Genomic DNA, 12747 nt, shown 5'->3' on the forward strand with positions numbered 1-12747 from the left:
GATTAAAAGAAATAATCTCCCGAATTTCATAATCTGCTTTCGATACGCGACAAATCTAACTATTCATCTCCTTAAAACAAAGAGAGATTCCAGAATTTGGACAAAAAAGGTAGAAGCCGAATCGAAAAAAAGCAAAGAGCCAAGAAAAACATCTCGGCTCTTACACACATTTTAAACACACACTATTACTCTGGTTTTTGATACTTTAATATCTGTCCATTTTCCAAAAGGCTTTTTTCAAGCGTAGGGTAATCAATTTTTTGAACGGTGGTTTTTTCGTCAATTGCCTGCACCGCCGCGATGGCGGCACTTTCTCCTAAAAGCATGAATACAGGCTCCATCCGGATGGAACCGAAAGCGATATGCGAGGACGATAGCGACACCGGCACCAATAGATTTGTACATTCCGAACGTTTTGGCGTGATGGATTTGTAAGAAACTGGATAGGGTTTAAATCCACCGATCTCTACATTTCCTTCATTTTTAACCATCCCGTTTACAACCAAACGGTTAACGTTATGGCTATCCATATTATAGGCCGCCATACCAATCGGATCGCTCACCACCTGTTTTCCTGTCACATTATCTTCAGTCATGACATACTCACCTACCATACGTCGACCTTCACGAATATATAGCTGTGGAGTGAAGTTATTATTATCAACATATTCATCTTTAGGATATCCCCATTTAGAGACAAAATCGCGGAGCTCCGCAGGCACACGATCGTCGCTCACATAAAAGTAAAGCAACCCTTTGGTGTATTCAAGATGCTTTTCGAATATCTTTTTACGCTCGGCAAAAGATGCCTCTGGCCAGTTATGATTCTCACCGATCATATCGGTGGAAAACGCCCCACGGTTGTTCACATCCGTTTTGCGACCAGGCATTTTAGTCCAAATGAAGTAACTACTGATCTTACGGTCATTAGGCTGCGCTTGAAATAAACGTATCAGAAGCTCATATTTTTTAGCATCATAATTTTTAGGTTTCGTAATGGGAATCATATTCTCCACACTGTCGGTCAAACATATGCGGAAGTTATAAGCTTGCACCCCTTTATCTCCTGTTCCATTTTCGACAAACTGTTTATCACTGATCCCCCAAAGAAAACCACTGGTCGTGTCTGCTGGAATTTTGTACGGGCTGACATTGTCTGGAAATTGATGGTAGCCGGAGGTCTTCCGGTAAACCGGCAGGTGAAATCCGCTGTACGTTTCATTATACTTGCTGTTGTCTTCTCTGCCTACGGTATAAGAAATTCCTGCTATGGCGAGCAAATCCCCCTCGTAGGAGCAGTCTAGGAATATTTCGCCTGTAATCTCCTGCTTTTTTAAGCTCGAACCGAGCGTATTGACCAAAGTCACTGATTTGATTGTTGTATTTTCCTTATCAACGCTTTGAATTCTTTTGTTCATGATGATGGGCACATTTGCCTCCTTTATGTAATCATCAAAGACTTTCGAAGCGGCGCTGGGTTCAAATTGCCACGTCTCCGCTTCTCCATATATCGCTCCAAGTCGCTTATAAAATTCGCGTGACAAACCACCAATAACGAATTTATTACCGATATCTGTCTGACCAAGACCACCAGAGGATAAACCACCGATATGAGTATCAGTAGCAATTAACACAACCGTTTTCCCCATTTTTGCAGCGGTATGTGCGGCAACAACACCTGCGGAGGTTGCTCCATATATTACAATATCATAATGTTTAGTTGCGGATTCAGCAAGTGATGCCATTGGCACCAGCAAGCAGCTCAAGTATAATAAGATAAATGCTCTCATGTTTATTTTTTTAGTTTTTATCACCAAATGATGGCGTAATTAATAGTTAGGGTTTTGTTCTAATTTCGCGTTAACTTCCATCTCGAGCCTAGGTATTGGCCATAGATAGTCTCGGCTTGCATCATAGGTACGGGTCTCAATAACTCTCATTTTCGCCTGGTTGGAAACGTTATCATAATTAGGCGTGCCATTTTCATCGATGCTCGGGGCTTCGGCCAGGAGCGCACCGCGAATACGCCCACGTAGTTTTCCCGGCATTACCTCATGTGCTATCTCCCAGCGTTTTATATCAAATAAGCGGAGCCCTTCGGCGGCTAATTCGTATTTTCTTTCTTTGCGAACCCTCGAACGTAGTTCCTGTTGTGTCATACCTTCTTTAATCGCAGGCATTTCTACAGAGGGACGTTGGCGCACCAAATTAATTGCATCGTAGACTGATTGATCAATTTGATTTGCCTCGATTTTCGCTTCCGCATAATTCAATAATACCTCAGCATACCTAAATACTATAATGTCGATATCCGATTTCGCTGGTGCATCCCGATCGGCAATATCTGCATATTTACGCCACAGGTACCCCGAAAACGTTGCGTAGGCATTGGTAACATCTGTATTTGACACGCGGGTAGCAGGTGTGGTGTTAAAGTTCCACGTCATCACGCTATCGGGATGTGTTTCGAACATGTAGCCAATAAATTTTGTCTGGGGCAATACAATCGTTTGAGTCAACCGCGGATCTCGATTTTCAAACGGTTTTTTGGGGTTGAACAAATCCGATTTATCGATCGATTTACCATCAATACATTCGTAGGAGTCTACCATCGATTGAACCGGAATTTTTCCAGAGAAACCTTTCGCTAGACGTGAAAAAAACTGATTAGCTATGGCATGCACCTGCAAACCTTCCTCGTATTGAATGCTAAAAATTATCTCATTAGAACGTTCGCCTGCATAAGAGAATAGTTCACCAAAATCGTCGTGTAAAGTATAACTACCGAGATCCATAATCTCTTTTGCTGCAGCGGCGGCTACCTCCCATCGTTGGTTATATAAGGCTACTCTTGACTTTAAGGCGAGCGCCGAGGCAAGATTCACGCGTCCTTTATTGGTGCTGTGGGTATCTTTTAAAAGATAAGGTTTCGCTAAATCTAGTTCCGATAAAATAAAGTCTGTTACCTCCTGTTTGCTAGCACGCGGTGTTTGTGATTCTTCTAATGTTAGCATATTGGTCACTAAAGGCACCCCTCCGTACAGTTCGTTTAGATAGAAATAATAATAGGCTCTAAAAAAATGCACCTCGGCTATGAGCTGGTTAAATTTATTCTCAGGCACAATATCACGGATCGCCTCGGCTTTGTCTAAAATATTATTGCAGCGCGAGATACCCGCATAAAAATGCTGCCATACACCGCTAACGAATGTATTATCGGCATTCCCTACACCGAGTGCGAGCACCTGCATATCGTTGGTATTCCTGTCCCATCCAATATCGGAAGTATAGTCTAAAACAAGGGAGAAAGGTGTTCCAGAAAAAGAATACCATAAACCGTTATAAACGCCCGTTACAGCCATCTCTAGTTCGGCTTCATTGGTTAGAAACGTTTCGTTTGACGGGCTATCTAGGGGATAACGTTCCAAATACTCATCATCACACGATAATATCATTATCCAGAAGATGCTCATTATATATAGAAAATATTTATTTTTCATGGTAATTTGTTTATAGCTTAACATTCAATCCTACGGTATACACTTTCATTTGCGGATACCATGACCCATCACCTACAGGGCCTTCGGGATCATAGCCGTCCCAGTAATTATCGAAAGTAAAGAGATTCTGACCACTAGCATACACCCGAAGCCCTTTGATGTGCTCCTGGGCGCCTTCTGATAGTGGCACGGTGTATCCGATCTGAATATTCTTCACCCGCAGGTATGCGGTACTTTTCATCCAGAATGTGGAGTTTTGAATATTATTAATTTCATTGAATGCTAATCTGGGAAATGCGGCATCGGTATTTTGGGGTGTCCAGCGGTCTTTATGTTGCTGCTGTACCGTCCCGCCTTCATAAAATGGCATGATACCTTGACGATAGAGGTAACCGCTGGCTTTACCGACTCCTTGTAAAAATAACGACAAATCGACTCCTTTAAAAGCGAGATCAATATTCGTACTGTAGGTATAACGAGGCAGGTGACTACCCATGATGATCTCATCTTGATTGTCGATCTTACCATCCTCATTTTGGTCTTTGTATTTTAAGTCTCCGGGGGCGACAGAACCAAATTGCTTGGCATGGTTTTCCACATCTGCCGGATCTGTAAAGTAGCCAATAGCCTCATACCCGTACAAGGAGTTCATGGGATATCCTTCATGATTTACTTGAAGACCTGTCCGCTGAACTCCACGCATGTCGAGGACTTTATTTTTAACATCCGATAAGTTGACGGTTAGACCGTACTTAAATTCGTCAATCTGATCACGGTAGGTCGCTGCAAGCTCCCATCCTTTATTCTCCATTATGCCCGCATTTTGATACGGCGCACCTAAACCGATAGACTTTGGTATGTCTAATTGAAGCAGTATGTCCGTTGTTTTGCGATAGAAATAATCTGCGGTGATATTCAATTTCGACCATAGCGTAAGGTCTAGCCCAAGGTCAGTTACTGTTGTTGTCTCCCATCGAATTCCCGGATTTGCCATCGTATTCAGGGATGCACCCGTATATATGCGATCGTCGAAGGTGTAGTTATTGTTACCAATTGAAACGAAAGCTGCAAATGGGTAAAGACCTATATCTTGGTTTCCGAGCTTTCCCCATGATCCTCGAATCTTCATGTCGCTTATCACATGCGATAAAGGGGCCATAAAGGGTTCTTGTGACACGCGCCAACCGGCGGAGAAGGAAGGGAAGAAAGAATATTTGTTTTGCGTTGCAAAACGAGATGATCCGTCATAACGCGCATTTGCTTCAAATAGATATTTCTCTTTGTAATTATAGTTTATACGTCCGAAAAAGGAACGCAAAGACCAGTGAGAAGCGTTACCTCCTGTACGTTCATTTTCCCTGTTACCCGCGTCAATCTCTTGAAAGTTGGGAAGCGGAAATACTTCTCTATATGCCGAAAGTTCATTGTTTTTTTGATCTTCCTGCTGATATCCGCCAAGTATCGTTAATTGATGGTTCTGCGCAATCTGTTTGTCAAATGTAATGACTGCTCGTATATTGTTATACCAAAAATGTTCGTAGCTTTCCGAGAGCGAATTCAACGTTGGTTTTGCATAACTTTCTGTACCATCCCAGTTGTACGTTTGTATGATGTCGGCAAATTTTTTGTTGTGTGCCGTTTGAAATTTCGGAGAATAAACGAGGTTTACTTTCAACCAATCGACGGGCTGATACTTTAAATCTAAGTTCGCAATAGAGGATATAGGCTGTACCTGATTTAATCCACCGATTTTGGCTTTCGCCATAGGATTATCTCCATTCCAGCCCTCACCATATTGTCCATTGGTAAAAATTCCCGGTTGGTTTGCTGGAATACGACGCATCCAATGGAGTATATTTGACGTCCCTGATGCAGGCTCGGTAAGGTCGCTCCGCAAAAGAAAGAGGTCCATTGCTGCGCTCCATTTTTCACTGATTTTTAAGTCTGTGTTTAAACGAAGGCTGTAACGCTTAAAATTCGTGTTGTCAATTATACCATCTTGATCTATGTAGTTTAACGATCCGAATACTTTAAGACGATCGGTTGAAGAGCTAATCCCTAGATGGTGATTTTGCATAAATCCACTAGATTTCATCGTTAGTTTTTGCCAATCGGTATCGGGATAACGATCGGGGTCGGTCTGCCGTCCCGATGCATATTCGGCGATCGCTGCATCGGTGTATAAAGGGTCGCGCCCGGTATTGGTGTACGCTTCATTGATCAGGGTCATGTGCTCCAGCCCGTCGACAAAATCCGTATGGTCGGTTGGCAACTGCCATCCACCGTATGTTCCATAATCGACTTGTACTCCGGGCGTTTTAGCACGTTTTGTTGTAACTAATATTACACCTCCAGCGGCGCGAGAACCATAAATAGCCGCCGAGGAAGCATCCTTCAGAACCGAAACACTTTCGATATCATTGGGATCGACATTGTTGATACTCGCCTCCACTCCATCAACAAGTACCAGCGGCCCCATCCCACTCCCCAGCGTGCCTACCCCACGAATCAATAGGTTTCCCGCGTCACGGCCTGGCTGCCCGGACTGCTGCCGAACAGTCAACCCTGGCACCAAGCCTTGCAATGCGGCAGAGGCTTGCCCCACAGGCCTTTTCGCGATCTCCTCGCCCTGTACAGCGGAGACGGACCCGGTTAGGTTTACTTTTTTCTGTACACCATACCCCACAACGACTACTTCGGAAAGCTCGTCACTGCTCATCGTTAGGGCAACATTTAATTCAGTCCTGTCAGCAACCAATACTTCTTGGGACCGGTACCCTACGAAGCTAAAGACCAAAGTGCTTGCCGGTGGTACCTGCAGGGAGTAGTTCCCTTTGTCATCTGAGAGCGTGCCATTAACCGTTCCTTTTATTAAAATGCTAACGCCCGTGAGCGCTTGTCCGGCCTGATCGACTACCGAACCGTTCACCGTCTGTTGAAACGACGCACCGGCGTCGGTGTTCGAGCGCTTTGACCGCTTTGGCCGAACAATAACCGTTTGATCGTCTATGATGTAGGCTAGCGCGGGTTGTTTATCAAAAATTGCGATCAACACGTCCGCTAAGGCATCCTGGCGACTTTCAATCGTTACTGGAACGGCCTGCTTGCGCAGTAACCTGGGGTTGTACAAAAAATCATAGGAGGTTTGCTTTTTGATCTCCTTGAGTACATTTTCCAACGACATATCTTTCGCTTGCAATGTCAAATGCTGGCCCTTTAAGTCGTAGGCTTGTAGTTGAATTACCAATGCAAAAAATGCGATCGCTACGAATTGTATTCTCATAATAATCCTGTTTCGTATGAGTGGATATGCATATCGCCTGAACAGACGCATTCCAACATTATGATAATAATCCATATATTTGAATGTATTTTTGGGTAAATAATTAAGTTAAAATGTAGTAGTTTGAATTTGATTGATGAGACCAAAATTAACGCCGGGTTCCGTCGTCATCGGAATCCGGTCTTTTGGAGATCACCGCTCGTATTAACGCGTAACCATAATCCTCCTTCCTTTAATTTCAAAATGCACGCTTTCGGTTAACGATATCTTTCGAAGTATGTCAGTTATTCCATCCGACTTTGAGAGTGACCCTGTGAATGATATATTCTCCATATCGTCTAAATAGATAATCTCTACATCGTACCAGCGGGCTAACTGAAGCATGACTGCTGCTAGCGGGCTATTCTCATAGATAAATTTCCCATCTTTCCACGAGACAAAATGCCGCGCATCTACGCGTAGCTTCTCAAACTTCCGTCCTTCCGTGATTAGCTGTTCATTCGGCTGCAATGGTATCTGTTTCTGGTTACCACCTCGGTCGTCTACAATACTGACTAAAACGGAACCCTCTAAGAGTGTTGTTGTCATTTTCGACTCATTGGGATACGCGTTAATATTGAATTTCGTTCCTCTTACGATCGTTTGCTGATTTTTGGAAGTTACAATGAAAGGCTTCTTGGGATCTGAGGCAACCTCAAAAAAACCTTCTCCGGAGAGTTCTACCTCCCGACGAGTTTCCAAAAATGCGACAGGAAAACGTATCGTTGACGCAGCATTAAGCCATACGGTAGAATGATCCGGTAATAGTATGGTATATTGCTTACCACGCGGCGTGGTGATGGTATTAAATTTGGCTTGGCCTGGTGATACATCGCTGTTATCGGCCTGATAGACCAGCGTACCATCCGCCTGTTTAGTAATCATAATACCTGCTCGCGATACACGCTGCCCAGCTTGAAGGCTATCTAATTTTATGATGCTGCCATCGGCGAGGGTCAATATTGCCTGATTGACTGAATTAGCCTGTTGTTGCATAGTTCGTTCGGTCACCCTATTTCCTACTGGAATGTATTTGTTCGCAAGGTATATCCCTACCCCAAGGAGCACCGCGAGGCAAGCAGCGCCCAAAGCAATCTTTTTAAAGCCAACAACGTTCGTTTTTTTTCGGGATGGATCTAGATTTTTCCACACCTGAGCCAGGTGTCGGTGGGCGAGCTCGGTATCAAAATGATGATCACTGCTACGCGTTTGATTATACCACTTCTCCACCAAGCGAGATTCCTGTTCGGTACTTTTTCCATTGACGTACCGTTCTAATATTTCTTTGGTATTTAAATTTTGCTTTCTTTTCAAGGTCTTCCCTTTCAGGGTGTAATGTAGTTTAATAGGAAGACAATCGTAAGCGCTGTAGGGGGGTGAAAAATTTTAAAATTAAATTCCGATCATGAAAATCGACAGGATTACAACGCCGAAACGAAGACGAAGTATGCGAAGAGCACCCTTAACGTGGCTCCTAACGCTCTGCTCTGTTATTTGTAGATGTATGGCTATTTCTTTATGTGATAGGCCTTCTTTTCGACTAAGCTCGAACACTCTCTTCATTTTTGGCGGCAGCGATGCAATTTCTGCATCGATCAATTCGGCTAACATTTTTTCTCGTACCAGGTGATCGGTATCAGATTTAAAATCTATAAGAAACGCAGAAAAAGTGGAAATGTAGTCCTGATAGCGCTGGTCTTTTAGCTTGAGATTGATTATTCGATTTCGAACCGATTGAAACAAATACGAAGATAAAGCTCCAGTAATCAGAAGATCTGCTCGGTTTTTCCAAAGATTCATAAAGATGTCCTGAACAATATCTTTTGCGCTATCCTGATCTCGAAGCTGTTTGATAGCGTGACTGTATAATACCCCGCTATATCTAAGATAGATCGCCTCAAAAGCAACAACATCCCCTTGCCTGAGTTTATGCAGTAGAGCGTGTTCGTCTATAATTGGTTCTTGGGCCATCAAAGGTAATTTCGAGTTAAATTACATATTATTTAGGATAATAGGTATCCCGCCGTAAAATTTAAAGAAAAGGTAATATAGCCTCATACAGAAGAAACATCACTACGCACGTCCCCTGTTAAATGAACAATAAAATGATTGCAATTGGGGAATATTGGCTATAGCCCAGCCTTTACTTTTTTAACCATTGTCCTCTACGTGGTGACTCTTGCGTAACATAAGCACAAATACAGCTAGGACCAACGGACAGCAATGGCCAGACGTACCGCTTTATTGCCCGCGTAACCGCGGGTGCACGAAACAACAAAAAAAGACAATGCGTATTAGTGCAATTTAAAAATTGTTTTGCAGATATACCTAACCAACCAGACTGCGTAAATACGTTCCATAACCACTTTTCACGAGTGTTTCTGCGATCGCTAAGAGCTGCTTTTCGTCAATATATCCCATACGATATGCAACCTCTTCAATGGCGCCAATTTTCATTCCTTGACGCTCTTCAATCACCTGTACAAACTGCCCCGCCTGCATGAGCGATTGTATCGTCCCTGTATCAAGCCAAGCGGTCCCTCGATTAAAGACGCGCACCTTTAATTTACCGCGTTTCAAATATTCTTTATTGACATCTGTGATTTCGAGCTCCCCACGGGTTGAAGGAGTGATTGACCTAGCAATTTCTACCACATCGTTGTCGTAGAAATACAGGCCGGGAACCGCGTAATTTGACTTCGGAAATTGGGGTTTCTCGTCGATGGAAATCACAAGATTGCTTTCATCGAACTCCACCACACCGTACCGCTCGGGGTCCTGCACCTGGTACGCAAAAATACAGCCTCCGTCGATCTCAATGCACGATTGCAAAAGCTGGGATAGCCCCGACCCATAGAAAATATTATCACCTAATATTAATGCTACTTTATCGCCCGCTATAAAATCTGCAGCTAATACAAATGCCTGCGCTAAACCTTCGGGAGCGGGCTGTTCTTTGTACGTAAAGGTGCATCCAAGGCGTGAGCCATCACCCAGCAACCTTTGGAAATTAGGCAAATCCTCGGGTGTGGAGATGATCATGATATCGTTAATCCCCGCTAGCATGAGGGTGGATAGCGGGTAGTAGATCATCGGCTTATCATAAACGGGCATCAACTGCTTGGATACAGTTAATGTTAGGGGGTACAATCGTGTGCCTGATCCGCCGGCTAATATTATTCCTTTCATACACTATCTTATTTGAGTATCGCTATTTAATTGGGCTAAACAAAGTGCTAAACTATCGCGCCAGTGTGGAACGGCAATTCCCCGAGCGCGTATTTTGGTCGTATCTAATACAGCGTACGCTGGCCGCCGGGCCGCAGTGGGGTACTGCGCTGTCGATATCGGGGTGATCGCACATTCGGCCCCACTTATCTCCTTAATTGCACAAGCAAAGTCATACCACGAAATAGCACCTTGATTACTGTAGTTGTATATACCGTTCTCCCATTTGGTAGCCTCAAGGAGGTGAACAATTGCCACAGCTAGATCTTGGGCATACGTTGGTGCGCCGATCTGATCATCAACGACCGAAATGGCATCGCGCTCACCAAGCAGGCGTAACATGGTATTCACAAAATTACTACCAGTCAGGGAATACACCCAAGACGTACGGATAATCATATACTGCGGCGCCCATTTCTGAATAGCGTATTCACCTAAAAGCTTCGTTTTGCCATATACATTTATCGGATTTACAGGGGCATTCTCAGACTGTGGTGCGATCGCTGTTCCGTCGAATACATAATCTGTCGAAACGCCAATCATGCGTGCACCATGCAGGCGACAGTACTGAGCGATCTCTTCGCAAGCGAGATGATTGATCCTGTCGGCGAGTGCGGCCTCTGATTCGGCTTTATCCACCGCGGTATAGGCAGCTGCATGTATAATGATATCAGGCTGGTACATGCCTAACATGTCCTGCAAAATCTCCGTATGTTCAAGCGGCAGTTGCTTCCTGGAGAGGAAAAAGGACTGTATATCATCACGCTGCTCAAGTATCGATTTAAGAGCGGTACCGAGCTGTCCGCTAGTTCCTGTAACCAGTATCTTCATGGTGCCTGCTTTTACTTTGTTATTTCCAATTAAAAACCTTTTTACTACCAAAAACCTCTTCAAACGTGGGTAATATTTTATCTTTCTCAGAGATTTTCAGCACACTGTTATCGAGCTTCCAATCGATCCCTAATGCGGGATCGTCGAACTGAACTCCGCATTCGGATTCCTTGTTGTAAATGTTATCACATTTGTAAAAAAACGTAGCCGTATCACTCAATACAACAAATCCGTGAAGGAATCCTCGTGGGATAAAAACCTGCAGATTATTTTCGGCGCTAAGTTCAATTGCTTCATGCTGACCAAATGTGGGAGAATCCGCACGGGCATCGACTATAACATCAAGCACTTTACCTTCGAGCACACGCACGATTTTTGCCTGAGCATGCCCGCCTGCCTGGGCGTGCAACCCACGAAGAACCCCTTTAGTAGAAAAAGATTGGTTATCCTGCACAAAATTCACCTGTAAGCCCGTTAGCTGAGTGAACTTCTGCGAATTGAAACTTTCGAAAAAGTAACCTCTAGAATCACCAATCTTTGTGGGTTCAAGTATATAACAATCTTGTAGTTTAGTTTGTGTCGCTTTCATTTTAGTATTTATATGGCTTGCAGTGATAACCACACGAATAGCAAGCCTTGGGGTATTACTTTTTATATTGTTTTTGATAGTATTGTTGATACTGCCCAGAAGTTACGTGCTCAAGCCAGGCTTTATTGCTTAAAAACCAATCGATGGTCAGCCCTAAGCCTTCTTCGAAACTGACTGACGGAGCATAGCCCAACTGACGATGAATCTTACCTGCGTCGATGGCATATCGTAAATCGTGACCCGGCCGATCTTTGACAAAAGTAATAAGCTTTTGTGATGTTCCTGGTTCGCGCGCCAATTTTTCATCCATCTGTCGGCAGAGTTCTTCGACCAATTGAATGTTCTGCCATTCATTAAAACCACCCACATTATACGATTCTCCGTTGTTTCCTTTATGGTACACAAGATCTATCGCTCGGGCATGATCGATCACGTACAACCAGTCGCGCGTGTACTTGCCATTTCCGTATATCGGGATCGGCTTGTTGCTCAAAATATTGTTAATACACAGCGGTATAAGCTTTTCGGGGAAATGGTTAGGACCGTAATTATTCGAGCAGTTGGTGAGCACTACAGGTAAACCGTAGGTATCGTGGTACGCTCGAACAAAATGATCGGAGGATGCCTTGGATGCCGAATAAGGCGAATGAGGATCATATGCGGACGTTTCGGTAAACAGTCCCGTTTCTCCTAAGCTGCCGTATACTTCATCGGTCGAAACATGGTGAAAACGTTTACCGTCGAAATCGTTCTGCCAAATATCTTTTGCCGCATTGAGCAAATTTACCGTACCAATCACGTTGGTCGTTACAAAGGAAAGAGGGCTTTCTATCGAGCGATCGACATGCGATTCGGCGGCTAAGTGAATAATTCCATCGGGCCTGTAGGTACGAAATAAGGCTAAGATATGCGCGGCATCGGTGATATCTGCTTTAACAAACGTATAATTCGGTGCTTGTTGCACGTCAAGCAAATTCTCCAAATTCCCCGCATATGTCAATGCATCGAGATTGATAATATGGTTATCCGGATACTTACGAACAAATTCTCGCACGACGTGCGAGCCTATAAACCCGGCTCCTCCGGTGATTAGTATAACTTTTTTATTCATAAAGTTTAGTTTCGGTAGGTAACTAAAATTACAAAGGCCACCCGTACTTCTAACACTGAAAAACAAATATAGTTAAAACGATCGTCTATGCTAAAATAGTTACCACCCCCTCTTTGTGCCACAACCCGTGTCGCCCGTTTTGATTAGACGAAAATTACGAAATGGG

The 12747-nt window shown here is 43.8% G+C and carries 9 protein-coding genes; all 9 read right to left on the reverse strand.

The features are described from left to right. Window positions 1-185: 185 nt before the first annotated feature. Window positions 186-1790 carry an FAD-dependent oxidoreductase gene (locus tag FM107_RS14620; RefSeq protein WP_218779010.1) on the reverse strand — a complete coding sequence of 535 codons (1605 nt, stop codon included), beginning with the start codon at window positions 1788-1790 and terminating at the stop codon, window positions 186-188. 39 nt (window positions 1791-1829) lie between these two features. Next, window positions 1830-3500: a RagB/SusD family nutrient uptake outer membrane protein gene (locus tag FM107_RS14625; RefSeq protein WP_179204502.1), complete on the reverse strand. Its 1671-nt coding sequence runs from the start codon at window positions 3498-3500 to the stop codon at window positions 1830-1832. A gap of 10 nt (window positions 3501-3510) precedes the next feature. Next, window positions 3511-6783 carry a TonB-dependent receptor gene (locus tag FM107_RS14630; protein WP_179204503.1) on the reverse strand — a complete coding sequence of 1091 codons (3273 nt, stop codon included), beginning with the start codon at window positions 6781-6783 and terminating at the stop codon, window positions 3511-3513. A 204-nt stretch (window positions 6784-6987) separates the two neighbouring features. Continuing rightward, on the reverse strand, window positions 6988-8136 hold the full coding sequence (locus tag FM107_RS14635) for a FecR domain-containing protein (RefSeq protein WP_086949227.1): 1149 nt from the start codon (window positions 8134-8136) through the stop codon (window positions 6988-6990). Window positions 8137-8214: 78 nt separating this feature from the next. Beyond that, window positions 8215-8793 (reverse strand): RNA polymerase sigma factor, encoded by a 579-nt coding sequence (locus FM107_RS14640; protein ID WP_086949228.1) that lies wholly within the window; start codon window positions 8791-8793, stop codon window positions 8215-8217. A gap of 357 nt (window positions 8794-9150) precedes the next feature. After that, window positions 9151-10011 carry a glucose-1-phosphate thymidylyltransferase RfbA gene (gene rfbA, locus FM107_RS14645; protein ID WP_086949229.1) on the reverse strand — a complete coding sequence of 287 codons (861 nt, stop codon included), beginning with the start codon at window positions 10009-10011 and terminating at the stop codon, window positions 9151-9153. A gap of 3 nt (window positions 10012-10014) precedes the next feature. Next, window positions 10015-10881 (reverse strand): dTDP-4-dehydrorhamnose reductase, encoded by an 867-nt coding sequence (gene rfbD, locus FM107_RS14650; protein ID WP_086949397.1) that lies wholly within the window; start codon window positions 10879-10881, stop codon window positions 10015-10017. A gap of 19 nt (window positions 10882-10900) precedes the next feature. Further along, a complete protein-coding gene (gene rfbC, locus FM107_RS14655; RefSeq protein ID WP_086949230.1) occupies window positions 10901-11470 on the reverse strand; it encodes a dTDP-4-dehydrorhamnose 3,5-epimerase in 570 nt (189 codons plus the stop codon). Between the two features lie 55 nt (window positions 11471-11525). Further along, window positions 11526-12581 carry a dTDP-glucose 4,6-dehydratase gene (gene rfbB / locus FM107_RS14660; protein WP_086949231.1) on the reverse strand — a complete coding sequence of 352 codons (1056 nt, stop codon included), beginning with the start codon at window positions 12579-12581 and terminating at the stop codon, window positions 11526-11528. Between the last annotated feature and the right edge of the window lie 166 nt (window positions 12582-12747).

Origin of the sequence: Sphingobacterium sp. JB170 (assembly GCF_900163865.1) — a bacterium.
GTDB lineage: Bacteria > Bacteroidota > Bacteroidia > Sphingobacteriales > Sphingobacteriaceae > Sphingobacterium.

What these genes read in the sequence shown, in the direction of transcription:
- rfbB (WP_086949231.1), bottom strand. Translation starts at nt 12,581, where the DNA reads ATGAATAAAAAAGTTATACTAATCACCGGAGGAGCCGGGTTTATAGGC.
- FM107_RS14630 (WP_179204503.1), bottom strand. Translation starts at nt 6,783, where the DNA reads ATGAGAATACAATTCGTAGCGATCGCATTTTTTGCATTGGTAATTCAA.
- rfbD (WP_086949397.1), bottom strand. Translation starts at nt 10,881, where the DNA reads ATGAAGATACTGGTTACAGGAACTAGCGGACAGCTCGGTACCGCTCTT.
- rfbC (WP_086949230.1), bottom strand. Translation starts at nt 11,470, where the DNA reads ATGAAAGCGACACAAACTAAACTACAAGATTGTTATATACTTGAACCC.
- FM107_RS14625 (WP_179204502.1), bottom strand. Translation starts at nt 3,500, where the DNA reads ATGAAAAATAAATATTTTCTATATATAATGAGCATCTTCTGGATAATG.
- FM107_RS14620 (WP_218779010.1), bottom strand. Translation starts at nt 1,790, where the DNA reads ATGAGAGCATTTATCTTATTATACTTGAGCTGCTTGCTGGTGCCAATG.
- rfbA (WP_086949229.1), bottom strand. Translation starts at nt 10,011, where the DNA reads ATGAAAGGAATAATATTAGCCGGCGGATCAGGCACACGATTGTACCCC.
- FM107_RS14640 (WP_086949228.1), bottom strand. Translation starts at nt 8,793, where the DNA reads ATGGCCCAAGAACCAATTATAGACGAACACGCTCTACTGCATAAACTC.